The sequence below is a fragment of the Burkholderia sp. Bp9143 genome (assembly GCF_003853645.1).
Taxonomy (GTDB): Bacteria; Pseudomonadota; Gammaproteobacteria; order Burkholderiales; family Burkholderiaceae; genus Burkholderia.
Genome location: NZ_QTPO01000010.1, coordinates 108,793 through 127,012, shown reverse-complemented (window position 1 = coordinate 127,012; position 18,220 = coordinate 108,793). Strand labels below are relative to the sequence as shown.

The 18,220-nt window shown below is 64.5% G+C and carries 14 protein-coding genes and 1 pseudogene; 6 read left to right on the top strand and 9 right to left on the bottom strand.

The genetic code is table 11. The features are described 5' to 3' along the window. The first annotated feature begins 3 nt into the window (after positions 1-3). The 3 genes from DIE23_RS09985 to hutG all read left to right on the top strand — a co-directional run bounded on the left by DIE23_RS09985 (position 4) and on the right by hutG (position 5,775). On the top strand, positions 4-834 hold the full coding sequence (locus DIE23_RS09985) for an ABC transporter permease (protein ID WP_124611962.1): 831 nt from the start codon (positions 4-6) through the stop codon (positions 832-834). 86 nt (positions 835-920) lie between these two features. Beyond that, positions 921-4,661 (top strand): bifunctional proline dehydrogenase/L-glutamate gamma-semialdehyde dehydrogenase PutA, encoded by a 3,741-nt coding sequence (putA, locus tag DIE23_RS09980; RefSeq protein WP_124611961.1) that lies wholly within the window; start codon positions 921-923, stop codon positions 4,659-4,661. A gap of 310 nt (positions 4,662-4,971) precedes the next feature. Further along, positions 4,972-5,775, top strand: coding sequence for an N-formylglutamate deformylase (hutG, locus tag DIE23_RS09975; protein ID WP_124611960.1), 804 nt, complete (start codon positions 4,972-4,974; stop codon positions 5,773-5,775). 126 nt (positions 5,776-5,901) lie between these two features. On the opposite strand, the gene DIE23_RS09970 is transcribed toward hutG, so the two are convergent. From DIE23_RS09970 to DIE23_RS09955, 4 genes are read right to left on the bottom strand one after another with little or no spacing between them, the layout of a single operon-like run. After that, positions 5,902-6,831, bottom strand: coding sequence for an electron transfer flavoprotein subunit alpha/FixB family protein (locus tag DIE23_RS09970; RefSeq protein ID WP_124611959.1), 930 nt, complete (start codon positions 6,829-6,831; stop codon positions 5,902-5,904). Next, positions 6,832-7,581: an electron transfer flavoprotein subunit beta/FixA family protein gene (locus DIE23_RS09965; protein ID WP_124611958.1), complete on the bottom strand. Its 750-nt coding sequence runs from the start codon at positions 7,579-7,581 to the stop codon at positions 6,832-6,834. A gap of 13 nt (positions 7,582-7,594) precedes the next feature. Continuing rightward, a complete protein-coding gene (locus DIE23_RS09960; protein WP_185646415.1) occupies positions 7,595-8,206 on the bottom strand; it encodes a HutD family protein in 612 nt (203 codons plus the stop codon). Between the two features lie 7 nt (positions 8,207-8,213). Beyond that, a complete protein-coding gene (locus DIE23_RS09955; RefSeq protein WP_124611957.1) occupies positions 8,214-9,401 on the bottom strand; it encodes an FAD-binding oxidoreductase in 1,188 nt (395 codons plus the stop codon). Between the two features lie 469 nt (positions 9,402-9,870). Here DIE23_RS09955 and DIE23_RS09950 point away from each other — a divergent pair, with 469 nt between their 5' ends. Then, the gene (locus DIE23_RS09950; protein ID WP_124612014.1) at positions 9,871-11,544 is read left to right on the top strand and encodes an electron transfer flavoprotein-ubiquinone oxidoreductase; all 1,674 of its coding nucleotides are present in this window, start codon (positions 9,871-9,873) and stop codon (positions 11,542-11,544) included. A 211-nt stretch (positions 11,545-11,755) separates the two neighbouring features. Here the strand turns inward: DIE23_RS09950 and DIE23_RS09940 are convergent, their stop codons facing one another. Beyond that, a complete protein-coding gene (locus tag DIE23_RS09940) occupies positions 11,756-12,505 on the bottom strand; it encodes an SDR family oxidoreductase (protein ID WP_124611956.1) in 750 nt (249 codons plus the stop codon). Positions 12,506-12,673: 168 nt separating this feature from the next. Here DIE23_RS09940 and DIE23_RS09935 point away from each other — a divergent pair, with 168 nt between their 5' ends. Together DIE23_RS09935 and DIE23_RS40820 are read left to right on the top strand one after the other, a co-directional pair. Further along, positions 12,674-13,339 (top strand): TetR/AcrR family transcriptional regulator, encoded by a 666-nt coding sequence (locus tag DIE23_RS09935; RefSeq protein WP_260436019.1) that lies wholly within the window; start codon positions 12,674-12,676, stop codon positions 13,337-13,339. Positions 13,340-13,615: 276 nt separating this feature from the next. Then, positions 13,616-14,736, top strand: a pseudogene (locus DIE23_RS40820) (porin); the annotation flags it as partial. Between the two features lie 123 nt (positions 14,737-14,859). Here the strand turns inward: DIE23_RS40820 and DIE23_RS09920 are convergent. The 4 genes from DIE23_RS09920 to DIE23_RS09905 all read right to left on the bottom strand — a co-directional run bounded on the left by DIE23_RS09920 (position 14,860) and on the right by DIE23_RS09905 (position 18,209). Beyond that, complete coding sequence (locus DIE23_RS09920; RefSeq protein ID WP_124611953.1) at positions 14,860-15,075, bottom strand: hypothetical protein; 216 nt, start codon at positions 15,073-15,075, stop codon at positions 14,860-14,862. Between the two features lie 79 nt (positions 15,076-15,154). Continuing rightward, positions 15,155-15,628, bottom strand: a complete 474-nt coding sequence (locus DIE23_RS09915; protein WP_124611952.1) for a RidA family protein — start codon at positions 15,626-15,628, stop codon at positions 15,155-15,157. Continuing rightward, positions 15,628-16,476, bottom strand: coding sequence for a sugar phosphate isomerase/epimerase (locus tag DIE23_RS09910; RefSeq protein WP_124611951.1), 849 nt, complete (start codon positions 16,474-16,476; stop codon positions 15,628-15,630). The genes DIE23_RS09915 and DIE23_RS09910 overlap by 1 nt, the downstream gene beginning before the upstream one ends. A gap of 11 nt (positions 16,477-16,487) precedes the next feature. Then, the gene (locus tag DIE23_RS09905; RefSeq protein ID WP_124611950.1) at positions 16,488-18,209 is read right to left on the bottom strand and encodes a hydantoinase B/oxoprolinase family protein; all 1,722 of its coding nucleotides are present in this window, start codon (positions 18,207-18,209) and stop codon (positions 16,488-16,490) included. Between the last annotated feature and the right edge of the window lie 11 nt (positions 18,210-18,220).

Sequence of the window (18,220 nt, the reverse complement as noted above, 5' to 3'; positions counted from 1 at the left end):
ACCATGTTCAATTTTCCTGCCTACGTGACGATCTGGGGCCGCGCGGGACGCTACGCGCACGTTGCGATCTCGCTGCTCGTGCTGCTGTTCCTGGTGCTCCCGGTACTGGTCGTGATGCCGCTGTCGTTCAACTCGCAGCCGTACTTCACCTATCCGATGCCCGGCTTCAGCTTCCGCTGGTACGAAGAGTTCTTCGGCAGCGCCGAATGGATGTTCGCGCTTCGCAACACGCTGATCGTCGGCGTCAGCTCGACGCTGCTCGCGAGCCTGCTGGGCGTGCTGGCGTCGCTCGGCCTCATGCATCCGCGACTGAAGGGCAAGTCGTTCATCACCGGCGTGCTGGTCTCGCCGATGATCGTGCCGGTCATCATCACCGCGGTCGGCGTGTACTTCGCATTCAGCCCGCTCGGACTGACCAGCAGCCTGCTCGGCCTGACGTTCGCGCACGCGGCGCTCGGCGTGCCGTTCGTCGTCGTGACGGTGACCGCCACGCTGGCGGGCTTCAACGAGACCCTGACGCGCGCCGGACGCAGCCTGGGCGCATCGCCGATGCGCGTGTTCTGGCAGGTCAAGCTGCCGATCATCGCACCGGGCGTCGTGTCGGGCGCGCTGTTCGCGTTCGCGACGTCGTTCGACGAGATCGTCGTGGCGCTGTTCCTGACGGGCCCGGACCAGCGGACCATTCCGCGGCAGATGTGGGCCGGCATCCGCGAGCAGCTGAGCCCGACCATCCTCGCCGTTGCGACCGTGCTCGTCGTCGTCTCGACACTGCTTCTCGTCACGCTCGAATGGCTGCGGCGCCGCACCGAACGGCTGCGCGGGCATGCCGGCTGAGTGCCGCGTGCCGCCACGCAAGCGAAATAACACACATTGTCGAAGCAATCAGTGGGTCTATCAAAATGCTGACGGAATTCAAACCAATGCAAACGGTATCGACGGATTTGAGCGCGCTGCGCCGTAAAATCGTCGACGCTTCCTCGCTGGACGAGCAGGTCGTCGTGCAGGCGCTGATGCAGGAAGCCGGAATGGACGGTGCCACGCTCGCGAAGGCGCAGGCGCTCGCGGGCAAGCTGGCCCAGGGCGTTCGCGATGCGCGCATCGACGCGGGCGGCGTCGATCTGCTCACGCAGGAATTCTCGCTGGACAGCCGCGAGGGGATCGCGCTGATGTGTCTCGCCGAAGCGATGCTGCGCATTCCGGATACGGAAACGCGCAACCAGCTGATTCGCGACAAGATCGTCGACGCGGACTGGCGCGCGCATCTCGGCAAATCGCCGTCGTTCTTCGTCAATGCGACCGCGTGGGGCCTGCTGATTACCGGAAAGCTGCTGAAGAAGCCGGACGATGCCGCGTTGACCGAGGCGCTGATGAGCGTGCTCAGAAAAGGCGGCGAGACCGTGGTGCGCGCGGGGGTGGCCTACGCGATGCGGATGCTCGGCAAGCAGTTCGTCACGGGGCAGACGATCGAGGAGGCCATCGGGGTCGCGAAAGGCCACGAAGCCAGCGGGTATCGCTACACGTACGACATGCTCGGCGAAGCCGCGCTGACCGACGAGGATGCGCTCGCGTATTTCAATTCGTACAAGCATGCGATCGAAGCGATCGGCAAGGACGCCGGCGGGCAGGGGCCGATCGAGGGCCCGGGCGTATCGGTGAAGATCTCGGGCCTGCACGCACGCTATGAACTGCCGCAGCGCGAGCGGGTCATCGCGGAGCTGTATCCGCGGCTGCTGCAACTGGCGGAACTCGCGAAGCGTTACCAGATCGGTTTCCACCTCGACCAGGAGGAGTCGGCGCGCTTCGACCTGACGCTCGAGATGCTCGAGCGGCTTTGCCGCGAACCGAGCCTGCGCGGGTGGAACGGCATCGGCATTTCGCTCCAGGCGTACCAGAAGCGCGGGCGTGCCGTGGCCGACTGGATCATCGCGCTCGCTCGCGCGACCGGCCGGCGCATCAACATCCGCCTCGTGAAGGGCGCGTACTGGGATACCGAGATCAAGCTCGCGCAGGATGCGGGGGCGGCCGGGTACCCGGTGTTCACGCGCAAGGTCCATTCCGACGTCAGCTATATCGCCTGCGCGAAGGCGTTGCTGGCCGCGCCCGATGCGATCTTTCCGCAGTTCGCGACGCACAACGCGTTCTCGCTCGCCGCGGCGTATACGCTGGGCGGGAACCAGGATTTCGAGTTCCAGTGCCTGCACGGGATGGGCGAAACCGTCTACGACCAGGTCGTCGGCAAAGCAAAACTCGGCCGTGCATGCCGCATCTACGCGCCCGTCGGGCCGCACGCTACGTTGCTGGCCTATCTGGTCCGGCGCCTGCTCGAGAACGGTGCGAACTCGTCGTTCGTGAACCAGATCGTCGACGAGGCGGTCAGCATCGACGACATCGTCGAGGATCCGGTCGCGCGCGCGGCGCGCACCGGCGGCCGGCCGCATGCCGGCATCGTTGCGCCGACGGGCGTGCTGCCGGGGCGCGTCAACGCCGGTGCGCTGAGCTTCAGTCAATCCGCGGAGTTCGATGCGGCCATTGCGGAACTGCGCGCGAATCGGCTGAGCGCACAGTCGATTGTCGCCGGCGTATCGGATATCCATTCCGATGCGACCGCGCTGGTGTTCAGTGCAAGCGATTCGTCCGAGGTCATCGGCAGCGTGACCGCATGCCGACCGGACGCGGTCGCAGCCGCACTCGCCGCCGGCGTGCAGGCGGCGGCCGCATGGCGTCGGCAATCCGTGGGCGATCGCGCCGCGTGCCTTGATTCGGTAGCCGAACGAATCGAGCAGAGCGCGTGCCGGCTCGGTGCGCTGCTGGTGCTGGAAAGTGGTGCGACCCTGGCGGAAGCGGCCGACGAGATTCGCAAGTCCGTCAACCTTTGCCGTCTGTACGCATATCAGCTGAGAACGGACAGCCGTCTCGAAGCGGCGGAACCGCTCGGTGCGGTCGTGAGCATCACGCCGTCGGCTTCGCCGCTGGCAACTGCGGTCGGTCAGATCTCCGCCGCGCTCGCGGCCGGTAATACCGTGATCGCCAAGCCGTCGTCATCGGGCGGTTCGCTGGTCGCCCATGCGGCAGTCCGCCTGTTCCTGGAGGCCGGCATGCCCGATGGCGTGGTCCAGCTTCTGCTGGGCGCGGGACAGGAAGTCGGACGCGCGCTCGTCGCCGACCGCCGCGTTGCTGCCGTTCTTTTCACGGGCACGTCCCGCGTGGAGAAGGCGATCGCGTTGCAACTCGCACAGGCGTCGAGCGCCGCGAAGCTCGTCACGATCGTCGGCAGCGTGAACGCGCTGGTCGTGGATAGCTCGGCGTTGCCCGAGCAGGTCATCTCCGATGCGATGGTGTCGGCTTTCAAGCATGCCGGACAACTCGCGTCGTCGCTGCGTATCCTGTGCCTGCAGGACTCCACGGCCGAGATCGTGCTGCGGATGCTCACGGGGATGCTGAGCGAGCGGCGCATCGGCGATCCGCTGGATTCGGCGACCGACATCGGGCCGGTGGCGACGCGCAAGCTGCGCGACCAGATCGATACCTACCTCGCGGACATGGCGCGCCGCGGCTTCAAGGTGATCCGTGCCCGTGTAGCGGGAGACTGCGGGAAAGGCCAGTTCGTCGCGCCGGCCATCGTCGACCTGGGTACGCTCGACGCGTTGTCGGGCGTCGATCTCGCGATCGCCGGCCCCGTGCTGCACGTCGTCCGGTGGAAGACCGGCGAAATGGACCGGCTGATGGATCGCCTGAACGCAATCGGGTGCGGTGTAGTGGGGCTGCATACGCGCATCAACGAGGCCGCCGGCATGCTGCTGTCGCGTTCGACCGCCAACAGCGTGTGCGTCAATCGCGCGATGCACAGCGCGTTCGTCGGCATGCAGCCGTTCGGCGGTGTGGGTGCGTCGGGAACGGGGCCGATGATGGGCGGCCCGCTGACGCTGCTTGCGCTCACCCGGCAGATTCCCGATGCGTATGCGGGAGCAAGTGGCCCGTTCGCGCCGTCGTCGAGGCTGAACAGCGAGAAGTTCTACGAGTTTCCGATGCAGACCGGCGACGGCCGTTTCGTGGCGCGGCAGGCCGCGCTTCAGCACGCGAAACAGGCGAGCCGGGCACGCGTCGATGCGCTGTTCTCGCTGGCATCGGAGCGGCGCCTGACGTCGGCCGACGTCATTGCGAACGCGAGCATGAAGCTGTCCCGCCTGATTGCCGACACGGTTCCGATCGGGCTGCCGGCCCTGACGGGCGAAGAGAACACGACGGAGGTGCTCGCCCGCGGCCAGGTCCTCTGCGCGGGTGCGTCGACGGGCAGCGTGATCGCGCAGGCCGTCGCGGCGACGGCGTTCGGCAACGAGGTGATCCTGCTGAAGTCGCCGATGGCCGGTGACGTGGCCGCGCGACTCGCCGGATATTGCCGGATCGTCGACACGGACGACGTGCAGCGTGTCGTTCGCGGCGACATCGCCGGTGTTCGCCCGGCCGTCGTGCTGGTCGACGAAGACGCGCAGGCTGCATCGATGCGTGCCGCCGCGGCGGATGCCGGCGCCGTCGTGCTCGCGCCGGACGTTCACGGCATGTACGACTGGACCCGCCTCGTTCGCGAACGCGTGACGACGGTCAACGCGAGCGCTGCCGGCGGAAACACGCAGCTGATGGTGTTGAACGAGGATTTCGCGTAGCCGATCGCTTTTCACCTTCATTCGGCGTTCAGGTAACGCCGATTTCCCGTCAGCCGTTCGACGCGTCCAGCCGGAAGTCGATCGAGCACGAGGCGGGCGGCGCGACGGGATTCGAACGGATCCCGTCGCGTCGTTGCTTGGCCGCGTACCGAAGCGGTGCTGGCCGTTGCATTGCCGCGAAGCATCCGGAACCGCTTCGGCGGCAGGGCAGTGCGTCCGGCGCGTCCGGCGCGTTCGACCGGCCACGCGCGACCGGGCGCCCGGACGCAGCCCATCCATCCCGGCCCCATTCCTCCATGGAGATTCCATCTTGACCGACGCCGTATTCCACTTTCATCAGGGGGAACTGCCGCTCCTGATCTCGATCCCGCATCTCGGTACCGAGATCCCGCCGCAGGTCCGAAATCAATTGACCGACGTCGCGGCACACGTCGCGGACACCGACTGGCATCTCGACCGGCTCTATGCGTTCGCGAAGCACGCGGGAGCGTCGATGCTGGCGGCGCGCGTGTCGCGCTACGTGATCGACCTGAACCGGCCGGCCAGCGGCGAAAGCCTGTATCCGGGACAGACGACGACCGGGCTGTGCCCGACCGAGACGTTTCGCGGCGAGCCGCTTTATGCGAGCGGCGCCGCGCCCGACGCGGCCGAAATCGCGCGGCGCCTGGAGGCGTACTGGCAGCCGTATCACGCGCGGCTGCGCGCCGAACTCGACCGCCTGAAGGCGGTGCACGGCGCGGTGCTGCTGTGGGAAGCGCACTCGATCGCGAGCGTGCTGCCGCGGCTGTTCGACGGCAAGCTGCCGGATCTCAACCTGGGCACGAACTCGGGCGCGAGTTGCGATGCGCGCATTCTCGACGCGGTGACCGGCACGCTCGATCGCCAGCCGTTCACCTGGGTGGCGAACGGGCGTTTCAAGGGCGGATACATCACGCGCGAATATGGCCGGCCGGCTGAAGGCATCCACGCGATCCAGCTCGAGATGTGCCAGTCGACCTACATGGACGAGACGCCGCCGTTCGCCTATCGGGCGGACCGCGCCGATCAGGTCGAGCCGGTCGTGGCGCGCATGGTGCGGGCGGCAGTCGACGCGCTGCGTACTGTCGATCGTTGAGTGACGCAACGCGCGGGGCACTTCCCGCCGCTGGCTTGCCAGACGAAAAAAAACCGCCATCACGGAGATCCGGTGATGGCGGCAAACGCGGGAGCCGGCCCGGCTACCCGCGTATCGAAGCCGTGCTCAGAGCCCGTTCGTCAGTTGCGGGACGATGTCGAAGAGGTCGCCGACGAGACCGTAGTCGGCCACGCCGAAGATCGGTGCATCCGCGTCCTTGTTGATGGCCACGATGACCTTCGAATCCTTCATGCCGGCCAGATGCTGAATGGCCCCCGAAATCCCGACCGCGACATACAGCTCCGGCGCGACGATCTTGCCGGTCTGGCCGACCTGCCAGTCGTTCGGCGCATAGCCCGAATCGACCGCCGCGCGCGATGCGCCGACCGCCGCGCCGAGCTTTTCCGCCAGCGGGTCGAGCAGCGCGAAGTTCTCCGCGCTGCCGAGGCCGCGGCCGCCGGCGACGACGACGCGCGCGGCCGTCAGCTCCGGCCGGTCGCTGCTCGCCACTTCGCGGCGCACGAAGGTCGACAACCCGGTATCCGCAACGGCAGGCGCCGTCTCGATCGGCGCGCTGCCGCCGTGCGCCGGTGCCGCATCGAACGCCGTGGTGCGAATGGTCGCGACCTTCACCGGGTCCGGCGACTGCACGGTGGCGATCGCGTTGCCCGCATAGATCGGGCGCTGGAACGTGTCCGCGGAATCGATCGCGATCACGTCGGAAATCTGCGCGGCGTCGAGCTTGGCCGCGACGCGCGGCGCGACGTTCTTGCCCGCGGCCGTGGCGGGGAACAGGATGTGCGTGTAGTCGCCCGCGAGCGCCAGCACCTGCGCGGCCACGTTTTCCGCGAGCGCGTCGGCGAAATGCGGCGCGTCGACGTGGATGACCTTGTCGACGCCCGCGACCTGGCTCGCCGCTTGCGCGACCGGCTGCGCGGCGTGGCCGGCGACGAGCACGTGAACGCCGTTCGACAGCGCGCGGGCCGCGGCGATGGTGTGGAGTGTCGCGCTCTTCAGTTGAGCATTGTCGTGTTCGGCAATAACAAGCGTCGTCATTCAAATCACCTTGGCTTCGGATTTCAGTTTCTCGATCAGCGTCGCAACGTCGGGCACCCGCACGCCGGCCTTGCGAACCGGCGGCTCGACGACCTTCAGCGTCTTCAGCCGCGGCGACGGATCGACGCCGAGCGCGGCCGGCGTGACGGTGTCGAGCGGCTTCTTCTTCGCTTTCATGATGCTGGGGAGCGTGACGTAGCGCGGCTCGTTCAGCCGCAGGTCGGTCGTCACGATGGCCGGGAGTTTCAGCGAGATCACTTCGAGGCCGCCGTCGACCTCGCGCGTCACCGTCGCGACGCCGTCGCCGATCTCGATGTGGCTGGCGAACGTCGCCTGCGGCCAGTCGAGCAGCGCGGCCAGCAACTGGCCGGTCTGCCCGGCATCGTCGTCGATCGCCTGCTTGCCGAGGATGACGAGCTGCGGCTGCTCGTTGTCGATCACGGCCTTCAGCAGTTTCGCGACGGCCAGCGGCTGGAGTTCCGCATCCGTCTCGACGAGCACGCCGCGATCGGCGCCGATCGCGAGCGCCGTGCGCAGCGTTTCCTGCGACTGCGCGATGCCGCACGACACGGCGACGACCTCGGTCGCGTGGCCGGCTTCCTTCAGCCGCGTGGCGGCCTCCACGGCGATTTCGTCGAACGGGTTCATCGACATCTTGACGTTGCCGATTTCGACACCCGTGTGGTCGGACTTCACGCGCACCTTGACGTTGTAGTCCACCACGCGTTTCACGGCTGCAATAACTTTCATGTCACACACCTTTTCATGACGTTTCAGTGAGGTTGGGCGCCGGCACGGGTTCGATCGTCACGAGCGCCGCGTACGGCGCCGTGCCGGCTGCGCCGGCGCACGCGGCACGCGGAAAGAGCCGCAGCGTGCGGGCAGGGTGTTCCGATACCAGTACGCTGCCTGGCGGCAGTTCGCTCCGGCTCGCATCGGGCCCTTCGGCGAAACCGCATCCGCCGCCCAGCGCGACGACGATCGCCGGAGACCCCGGCGCGATGGCGATCGCCGCGTCGACCAGCCGGACGTTCGCCCGGTATCGATGCTTCGCGGTCATCGCGTTGAGCGCGACCGACGGGCCATCGACCAGCGTGGCGCCCCAGTCCGCGTCGCCGTCGTACGCCGTCACGCGCATCGGCCGCAGCGGGACGACTGCTTCGCCGTTGCGCAACACGACGCCTTGCCCGTCCAGGATGAGCGACACGCGCGACATGCCGGGAAACCGCGAGTACGGGCCGTCACGCTCGATCGACGCGAGACTGACGCGCCAATCGGCGCCGCCGGTTGCGATCGTCCGCGTCGTGCCGCCGCCATTGCGCCAGGGCTCGATCGGAATGGAGTCGATCGGATACACGTCGATCAGCGACACCATGGCGTCCTCAGGACACCGCGCCGAGACCGTACTTGCCGCTCAGCAATTCGCCGGTGGCGAAGCGCTCGATCGAATACGGCTTCAGCGACACCTCGGTCGGCAGCCCGAGCGCTTCCTGCGCGAGCACGAGGCCGACGGTCGGCGACAGCTTGAAGCCGTGCCCGGAAAATCCGTAGCCGACCACCAGGCCTTCGATGCCCGGCAGCTTGCCGAGCACGGGGTTCCAGTCCGGCGTGACGTCGTAGACGCCGGTCCACGACGACGCGATGCCGGCGGTTTCGTAGTTCGGGAAGCGCTCGGCGACCTGCGCGCCGACATCGACGATGTAGTCCATCGGGATATCGCCCTGCTCGACATCGGCCGCATTGAGCTTTTCGCCGACCACGCCTTCGCTGACCAGCATCTGGTTGCCGCCGTAGCTGCGGCAGTACAGCATGCCGGGCGACGCGAGATCCTTGAAGACGGGCATCGAGAACGTGTACTTGGCCGCGTCGCACTCGAGCGCGAGCACGGCGTGCCGCTCGGGCATGATCGGCAGCGTCCTGCCGGTCCAGCCGGCGAGTTCCGGCGTCCAGATGTTCTGCGTGCTGATGACCATCGACGTCTTGAATTCGCCGATATCGGTCGACACGCCGACGACCTTGCCGTTCTCGATCAGCACCTTCTCGACGTTGACGTTTTCCTTCACGGTGACGCCGCCGCGCCGGGCGGCACGCGCGAAGCTCGTCGCCACGAGATAGGCGTCGGCGAAGCCGGCTTCCGGCTCGTAGCCGATCAGCGCGCAGTCGTCGAAGCGGGCGATCGGGAGCAGTTCGGCGGCCTGTTGCCGGTTGAGGAATTCGAGCGGAATGCCTTGTTCCTTCTGCTGGTCGAGCGACGCGCGCAGCGGTTCGAGCTTGTCGCCTTCCGACGCGACGATCATGTAGCCGCATTTGACGAGGCCGCACGATGCTTCGTCGTCGCCGAGATAGTCGGGGAACGTATTGAAGACGTGCCACGACTTGCGGGCCAGCTCGACGTTCTCCTTGACGGAGTAGTGCGTCCGCAGGATGCCCGAGGACTGCGAGGTCGTGCCCGCGCCGATCGTGCCCCGGTCCAGGACGAGCACGTTCCTGGCGCCGAGCTTCGACAGGTGGAACGCCACGGAGCTGCCGATCACGCCAGCACCGATTACGACGACGTCATACGAGTTCATGATTCCGTTTCCTTCTGGTCAGGGTGTGAACGAGTCTGACGCGGAAAAATACGGAGCCCGGAAATATAAGCGGGGGCAATTTTTAGCAAAAGGCGCAGCGTGGCGCGCGGGCGCCGCGACGTTGAACGGGAGACCGGGCGGCATGCGTCCGGGCGGAAATCAACGCGCCATCGTGTCGAGGATAAGGCCCTCTTATGTCGACCGGCGGGCGGGATGCCGGCGCACAGGATCGTTGGCGAAGCGGTCGACTCGCTGCCGACGGACGGGCCGGTGCCGATGGTTCGCCAATCCAAGCGTCGGTTGTTTGGAGCATCACGTCCGGTTATATCGCGTGACGTCGCGTTCTCGATGGGTAGGATTGGCTCGACGTGTCGTGCGAATCATGGCGGGGACGCCACGCGCGAGCAGGCCGCGATCCAGGTTGCAGGCGGCCGGCGATGACCCATTTGAAAATTTGCGATCTTCCAACATGAACACACAGAATCTCGTCGAGCAATTCGGCCCACGCGAATCCATGGAGTACGACGTGGTGATCGTCGGCGGCGGGCCGGCCGGACTCTCGGCCGCGATACGGATCAAGCAGCTGGCGCTCGAGAGCGGCGGGGACGTCAGTGTCTGCGTGCTCGAAAAAGGCTCCGAGATCGGCGCGCATACGCTTTCCGGCGCGGTCATGGATCCGCGCGCGCTTCAGGAGCTGATGCCGGACTGGCGCGAGAAGGGCGCGCCGCTCGATGTCGAGGTGACCGAAGACCGGTTCCTGTTCCTGTCGCAACGCGGTGCGAAGCAGGTTCCGAACTGGCTCCTGCCCGACAATTTCAAGAATCACGGCAACTACGTCGTCAGCCTGGGCAACGTGACGCGTTGGCTCGGTCAGCAGGCCGAGGCACTGGGCGTCGAGATTTTCGCCGGCTTTCCGGCGGCCGAGATCCTGTACGGCGAGCACGGCGAAGTGAAAGGCGTCGCGACCGGCAACATGGGCGTCGGCAAGAGCGGCGAGCCGACCGAGAATTTCCAGCTCGGGATGGAACTGCACGCGAAATACACGCTGTTTGCCGAAGGCGCGCGGGGCCACCTCGGCCGTCAGTTGATGGATCGCTTCAAGCTTCGCGACGGCGCCGATCCGCAGGTGCATGGTCTCGGCATCAAGGAGCTGTGGGAAATCGACCCGGCCATGCACAAGCCAGGGCTCGTCATTCATACGGCCGGCTGGCCGCTCGACAGCGACACGTACGGCGGGTCCTTTCTTTATCACCTCGACAATCATCAGGTGGTCGTCGGTTTTGTCGTCGGCTTGGGCTACTCGAACCCGTACCTGTCGCCGTTCGAGGAGTTTCAGCGATACAAGACGCATCCCGAGATTCGCAAGTTCCTCGAAGGCGGCAAGCGGGTGTCGTACGGCGCCCGCGCGATTACGGCAGGCGGGCTGACGTCGTTGCCGAAGCTCACGTTCGCGGGCGGTGCACTGATCGGCTGCGATGCGGGTTTTCTCAACGCGTCGCGAATCAAGGGCAGCCACGCGGCCATCGCGAGCGGAAAGATGGCCGCGGAGGCGGCCCATGAAGCGCTGCGCGCGGGACGACAGCGCGACGAACTGATCGCGTATCCGCAGGCATTCGAGCGTTCATGGTTGAAGGACGAGCTGCATCGCGCGCGAAATTTCAAGCAATGGATGAGCAAGGGGCTCTACGTGGGCACGTTCATGGTGGGCCTCGAACAGAAGGTGCTCGGCGGCCGCGTTCCCTGGACGCTCCATCACCGGCATGCTGACCACGAGATGCTCCGGCCCGCATCGGCCTGCAGGGAAATCGTCTATCCGAAACCGGACGGGAAGCTGACGTTCGACCGGCTGTCCTCCGTGTACTTGTCGAATACGAACCACGAGGAAAACCAGCCCGCGCACCTGACGCTGAAGGATGCGAGTGTCCCGGTGCGAGTGAACCTCGCGAAATATGCCGGCCCGGAAGCGCGGTTCTGCCCGGCCGGCGTCTACGAGTTCGGGACGAAGGCCGATGGTAGCGAAGGGCTGACCATCAACGCGCAGAACTGCGTCCATTGCAAGACGTGCGACATCAAGGATCCGACGCAAAACATCGTATGGGTCACCCCGGAGGGCGGGGGCGGTCCCAATTATCCGAACATGTAAGCGCGTCGATTCGATTCGCACTGCCAACCACGAGCCAAGCACGACGCGTCTCGGATGGTTCGGAACCGGCGTCATCGCGAAGGCGGTACCGTCTGTATCGCAGTCGTCCCGAAAATTGTCGTCGACGTGTTGCGAGCGCTTCGGCTCGAAGCGCGACACCACGTCATTGCGCGATGACGGTGATGTCGCCCCTTCTGTACAACGACATGGATCAGACCTGGTTCCAGCCTCCATCGACACAGAGTTCGCTGCCTGTCATGTAGGACGAATCATCCGAGGCGAGAAACAGGACCGCTTTTGCGATTTCATCGACGGTGCCGCTTCGATGCATCGGAATTTGGGCGTGCGCCTGGGTCTTCGTCTGCTCGATCATCTCTTCGCTCACCCCTGATTTGCGCGCTTGATCCGTATCGATGTAACCAGGCGCCATGGCGTTCACCCGTATGCCCTTATGGGTGAGTTCCGCGGCGAGCGATCGCGCCAGCGAGCGAATGGCCGCTTTCCCTGCCGAATAGACGCTGACATAGGGAAGGCCTTTTGTCGTCAGGGTCGTGGTGTTGAGAACGATCGAGCCGCCTGAGGTCATGAGCGGCAGGAGTTTCTGCACCGTAAAGTACGTCCCCTTGAACGTATTCGAAATCGTGAAATCGAATTCTTCCTCCGACATGTATTCAAACAGGTTGGGGCGCGCCGCGCCGGCGTTCGCATAAATGATGTCGACGCGGCCATGCAGTCTTGCGACATGGTCATGAAGCGCGTCGATGTCCGACATCTTCGAGATATCGCTGCGGATCGCGTCAGCGCCGTTTCCGATGCTTTCCACCGCGGCATCGAGGGTTGCCCGATCCCGGCCAGTAATGACGACCTTCGCGCCTTCGCGGGCGAACAGCCGGGCCGTCGCAAGGCCCATCCCCGAATTGCCGCCGGTGACGACAGCGACCTTACCGTCCAATTTACCCATACTTCTTCTCCAATTTCATGAGCACGCCCGATGTGGGCGATGAGTCGGGCCGATCGCCCGTCGGGCAATCGGCAGGAAAGGATCCGAGTCAGTTAGAATGCAACCGGAACGGCGATCCGTTTACGGACTATACGGAACGTTGTTCCGTTTATCAAGGGGGAAGATGAATTGAATGACGAGACCAGCAAATCCACCATCGGACCGGTGCCGCGCGCGATGCGGGCCGACGCTCAACGGAACATGGAGACGCTTCTCCGTGCCGCGCTCGATGTTTTCGACTCGTCCGGGGTCGATGCGCCGGTGCGCGAGATCGCGCAAAAGGCTGGGGTCGGAATCGGCACGATCTATCGTCACTTTCCGAAACGTTCGGACCTGGTCGTCGCTGCGTTGTGCAGCGAAGTGGATGCGTGTGCGAACGCAGGGGTCGAACTGGCCGCTCGGCTCGGCGCTGGCGAGGCACTCGTGGGATGGATCGAGCACTATGTTGAATTCGTGACGACGCGGCGCGGACTGGCGGCCGCCCTCAATTCGGGTGACCCGGCCTTCAAGGCTTTGCCGCTGTATTTCCTGGAACGACTCCGTCCTGTCGTTCAGCGCCTCCTCGATGCAGCGACAAGTGCAGGCGAAATTCGCAAAGGCATCCAGCCAGACGAGCTCTTGTGTGCTGTTGGCGCGCTTTGTGCGCCCCTTGAATGTCCCGAGCCGCCTGATGCCCGCAGGTTGGTCTCTCTGTTTGTCGATGGAATGCGTTACGGCGCGAATCCGCGGACTTCCGAGCCGGCACCGAAGGGGGTACGCGAGAGGACGGGAGTGCGCCGGGGCGAAAAGCGATGATCGTCGGGCCGCGACGGTGAACGCTGTCGGGACACGTGAACACGCTTCGGTGATCGGCGTCATCGCCTCGATCATGCGCCTGCACAGCTGATCCGCCGATTCCAAATGCTGGAGGGGAGATTCCGGCAACGCGGGATTCGTCGCTTCCGACGATGGGCGCTACACGCGGTGGCTTCTAGACTTCACTGCATTCTGGCCGGTGCCAGTAGGAGTCGTCGTGTTTCAAGGGCAAAGCTTGCGTGTTTCGCCGCTGGGCGACAACGGCATTTTCGAATTGTGCTTCGATCGTCAGGGTCAATCGCCCTCGTGGCGCTGAGCACGTTCACCGGAATTGCATACGCTCAAAGCAGTGTCGCACTCTATGATGTCGTCGATGCGGGCGTCGTGTACACGAGCAACGTCAGCACGGCTGACGGCGGCAAATCGCAGTGGCAACAGACGAGTGGTAACGAGTCGGGCTCTCGTTGGGGCATGCTGGGTACCAGAGGATCTGGGCGGTGGCCTGAAAGCAATCTTCCGATCGGAAAATGGCTTCAACGTCAACAACGGTACTTTGGGCCAGGGCGGTCGTGAATTCGGTCGCCAGGCCTACGTGGGCCTATCCAGCAATAGCATCGGCACATTCACTCTGGGACGTCAGTACAACGCAATCCAGGATGTGGTCGCGCCGCTCGGCGTCGCGTCGGTGCTGCCACAATTTGCCACGCATCCGTTCGACAACGACAATCTGAACAATACCTACCGGACCGACAACTCGGTGAAATACGCGACGCCGAATATGGCAGGCCTTCCAGGCTGAAGCGCTGTGCGGCTTCTCGAACGCGACGAATTTTGCCACCAACCGCGCATATAGCGTCGGCGCAAGCTATACGAATGGCCACCCGAATCTCGGCGCCGGTTATGCACGTGCGCAAAATCCTGGTGTGATTGGCGGTGCCATCGTCGGAACACCTTCGTCGAGTCCGCCGTCGAATCCGCTGCTGGGTGCGGTGCGTGCGGATCAATGGGGGGCCGGCGGCACATACGCGTTTGGGCCGGTCACGCTGGGTCTCCTCTATACGGGCTCGCTTTACACCAACTCTTCCAACGCATTTGCTGCGCCCAGTGGCACGATCCACTTCCACAACTACGAAGGCAGCATTCGCTACCAGCTGACTCCCGCGTTGATTCTCGCCTTGGGCGAAGACTACACAAGCGTGCGTCAATCCGGGGTGTCCGGCCATTATCTGCAAACCAGCGCAGGGGCAGACTACTTCCTGTCGAAACGTACAGATGTCTATCTGAACGCGCTTTACCAGAAGTCATCGAAGAACCTCCATGCGAATTTCGACGCGGCCAGCGGCGCAGCGAGTGGCACGTCGCCGACCGCGATCGTTGTGGGTATTCGGCACAAGTTCCAGGATCAGGGCGAGGTCACCGCCGCAGCGGACCGGGCTTCAGAGATCGAAAAATCCGAAGCCCGGTTCTTGAACGTCCGTTCGTACACGCTTGGTAAGCGGCGCTTGATTGCCGAGCGTCCGTTACATGGCAGCGAGTGCGAAGGAATCACTGATTAGTGGGCGATCGCGCGAGGTCGTATGCGACGCGAGCGCGTGCCGATATGCAGCACGCATGCCCTCCATGCGCATGATGCTTTTGATCCGCTGATAGCTGTCCAGCTTCTCGAGTGTGCGGTCGATAATCTCGAGCAGGATCTGCCTTGCGCTCACGTCGCCCTGCGCGAGGACTTCATCCAAATTTCGTACTTTTTTTCATGCTACGGTACTCAATTTGATCCGATGACAATGGCGTTCCGAATGGCTGGTGTCGCCGACATCACCGGTCGGCCAATTCGAAGATGGCGTCGACCTCAACGGCCACATTGCGAGGAAGGGAGTTGCATCCGACCGCGGCGCGCGTATGGCGGCCCGCGTCGCCAAGGATCGCGATCACCAGATCCGATGCGCCGTTCAGTACCTTCGGGTGGTCCTTGAAATCGGGGGCGGCGTTCACGAACCCGCCGAGCCTGACGCACCCGAGCACCTGATCGAAATCGCCTCCCACGGCCTGGTTGACCTGCGACAGCACATTGATCGCGCAGAGCCGGGCGGCTGCCTGTCCGTCCTCGAGGGAAAGATCGGCACCGAGCTTGCCGACATAGCGGTCCACGCCGCCGGACACGGGCACCTGCCCCGATACATAGAGCAGATTGCCGACCCGCTTGGTCGCGGCAAAATTGGCGCCCGGCGTGACGGGAGGGGACATTTCAATGCCGATACCGCGCAACCGCTGTTCAAGACTCGTACCCATCATTTGTCTCCATGTGAAGTGATTTGCTGCACATACGGGCCGCATCGCTCGACCGCGATGCGCGTGGTTTCCTCGGGAGGCCGCTCCCACCAGTCGAGCTCAGAGAAAATCTCGAGCTCGAACGGTCCCCGGTAGCCGATGTCGTCCAGCCAGCCCTTGATGCGCGGGATGTCGATGACTCCGTCACCGACCATGCCTCGATCACGAAGATTTCGCGTCGGCGCCAGCCAGTCGCAATAGTGAAACGTGAGAATCCGGTCGGGGCCCGCGCGTCTGATCTCCGCCTCGAACGCGGGATCCCACCAGCAGTGATAGACGTCGGGCACCAGTCCCGCGCTGTCGCCGAGTTCGTCGCACAGATCGTTTGCCACCTTGATGGAATTGAGCACGCTCCGGTCGCCCGCGTACATCGGATGAAGCGGCTCGAGGCCGAGCTTGACGCCGACTTGCCGCGCATGAGGCGCCAGTTCGAACAGCGCATCACGTACCCGCGCGCGCTGGCCGCCGATATCCTTGCTATCGGGCGGCATGCCGCCGACGACCATCATCAGGCAACCCGCACCGATCTCGGCGGCCGCATCGAGCAAGCGCCGGTTGGTATCGATCGCGTCCGACATGCTGCCGGCGACCGACGCGTTGAGCCATTCGCTCGTACACAGCGACGGCACCCACATGTCCAGATCCCGCAGATGCTTGCGCGTTCTGGCGACGCCATAGTCCTCCAGGAAGTGACGCCAGACGGCGATGCCATTCACACCCTGGCGCTTGTAGCCCTCCAGTGCTTCCGGCATCGACCACTTTGGCGTCGTGATCTGGTTGATTGCGAAACGCGTCAGATCGAAGCTCATGCGTGACCTCGTCAGGCTTGCGCGCCGCGCAGTTTCGCCGACGCATCGCGATCGAGCCTCTCGCCGTCGAACGCGACCTTATGGAATCTCTGCGCGTAGTCGCGCGTGATTTTTCCGTTGGCAAGGTCGGCCTCGATCAGATCGAGCGAGCGCTTGGCCGGGTCTCCATAGCCGCCGCCGCCGGCTTGCTCGTGACGGATCGTCGCCCCTCGATGGAGGGTCATCGTGAACTTGCTCGGAAGCGGCTGCGTTTCGCCATCGGTGCGCAGGTAGTTCGACGACGGTGCGCCCGAGCTTCCGCCAAAGAGGCCGTAAGGCGCATGGTCGCTGCGATCCGAGCGGATCTGCGCGACGACTTCCTCGGCAAGAATCCGGTACTCGCGCACGAGGCCGAGACCGCCGCGATATTCGCCTGCCCCACCCGAGTCCTGTGCGAAGCCATACGTTTCCATCACGATCGGGTAACGCGCTTCCAGCGTTTCGATCGGCATGTTCGACATGTTCTGCGACGGATTCGTCACGCCTTCGATGCCGTCCTTGTTGAAGCGGCCGCCCCACGCGCCATTGATCATGTCCACCAGGATGAAGGGCTCGCTCGCGTGCTTGTCGTACCCGCTGAGCGCGATCACGGTGTTGCCGCCTTCACCGGCCGCCATCACCTTGGTCGGTGCGATTTTCGACAGCGCGCCGAACACGCAGTCGACCACGCGGTAGCCGGTCAGCGCGCGGGCGGCGACCGGCGCGGGCAGGCGCGGGTTCAAAATCGACCCTTCGGGCGCCGTGATGTCGATGCAGCGATACACGCCGGCATTGTTCGGCACGTCCGCGTCGAGCACGCAGCGAATCGCCAGATAGGTGGCCGATTTCACGAACGACAGCGTCGAGTTGATTGCGCCGCGAACCTGCGGCGACGAGCCGGCAAAGTCCACCGACACGCCCGACCCGCTCACCGTGATCGCGCACTTGATCGGAATCGCATCGGCGGAGAAGCCGTCGTTGTCGATGTAATCGGTGAATTCGTAGACGCCGTCCGGCCACGCGGTGATCGCTTGCCGCGTCAGGCGTTCGCCGTAGTCCAGCAGTTCGTCGAAATACTGGCGCAGGTCGTCTTCGCCGTAGCGCTGGATCATCTTCACGAGTTCGCGCTCGCCGATGTTGCACGTGGCGAGTTGTGCGTCCAGGTCGCCCAGCACCAGGTCGGGCAGGCGGACGTTCTTCTTGATGATGTTGACCAGCGTGTCGTTCACTTCGCCGCGCGCATACAGCTTCGTGGGTGGAATCCGCAGCCCTTCCTGGAAGATCTCGGTGGAATCGGCCGCGTTGGAGCCCGGCACGCGACCACCCATGTCGCAGTGGTGGGCAATCACGACGGAGAAACCCTGAAGCCTGTCTTCAAGGAAGATCGGCTTGAACATGAAGATGTCCGGCAGATGCATGCCGCCCTCGTACGGATCATTGAAGATGATCACGTCGCCGGGGTGGACGTTGTTCGCGAACTTCTTGACGATCACGTCCACGGCATCCGGCACCGCGCCGAGGTGCAATGCGACGGTTTTGGCCTGCGCGAGAATGCGGCCGGACGCGTCGCACATCGTCACGGAATAGTCGAGGACGTCGCGGATGATCGGTGAGCGTGCGGTGCGCATCACCGCGAAAGCCATGTCGTCGACGATCGTATCCAGCGCGTTCTTGACGACGGCAAAAGTGATGGGATCGACTTTACGTTGAGCCATGTTCTACTCCT

What these genes read in the sequence shown, in the direction of transcription:
- DIE23_RS09985 (WP_124611962.1), top strand. Translation starts at nt 4, where the DNA reads ATGTTCAATTTTCCTGCCTACGTGACGATCTGGGGCCGCGCGGGACGC.
- putA (WP_124611961.1), top strand. Translation starts at nt 921, where the DNA reads ATGCAAACGGTATCGACGGATTTGAGCGCGCTGCGCCGTAAAATCGTC.
- DIE23_RS09970 (WP_124611959.1), bottom strand. Translation starts at nt 6,831, where the DNA reads ATGACGACGCTTGTTATTGCCGAACACGACAATGCTCAACTGAAGAGC.
- DIE23_RS09965 (WP_124611958.1), bottom strand. Translation starts at nt 7,581, where the DNA reads ATGAAAGTTATTGCAGCCGTGAAACGCGTGGTGGACTACAACGTCAAG.
- DIE23_RS09960 (WP_185646415.1), bottom strand. Translation starts at nt 8,206, where the DNA reads ATGGTGTCGCTGATCGACGTGTATCCGATCGACTCCATTCCGATCGAG.
- DIE23_RS09955 (WP_124611957.1), bottom strand. Translation starts at nt 9,401, where the DNA reads ATGAACTCGTATGACGTCGTCGTAATCGGTGCTGGCGTGATCGGCAGC.
- DIE23_RS09950 (WP_124612014.1), top strand. Translation starts at nt 9,871, where the DNA reads ATGAACACACAGAATCTCGTCGAGCAATTCGGCCCACGCGAATCCATG.
- DIE23_RS09940 (WP_124611956.1), bottom strand. Translation starts at nt 12,505, where the DNA reads ATGGGTAAATTGGACGGTAAGGTCGCTGTCGTCACCGGCGGCAATTCG.
- DIE23_RS09915 (WP_124611952.1), bottom strand. Translation starts at nt 15,628, where the DNA reads ATGGGTACGAGTCTTGAACAGCGGTTGCGCGGTATCGGCATTGAAATG.
- DIE23_RS09910 (WP_124611951.1), bottom strand. Translation starts at nt 16,476, where the DNA reads ATGAGCTTCGATCTGACGCGTTTCGCAATCAACCAGATCACGACGCCA.
- DIE23_RS09905 (WP_124611950.1), bottom strand. Translation starts at nt 18,209, where the DNA reads ATGGCTCAACGTAAAGTCGATCCCATCACTTTTGCCGTCGTCAAGAAC.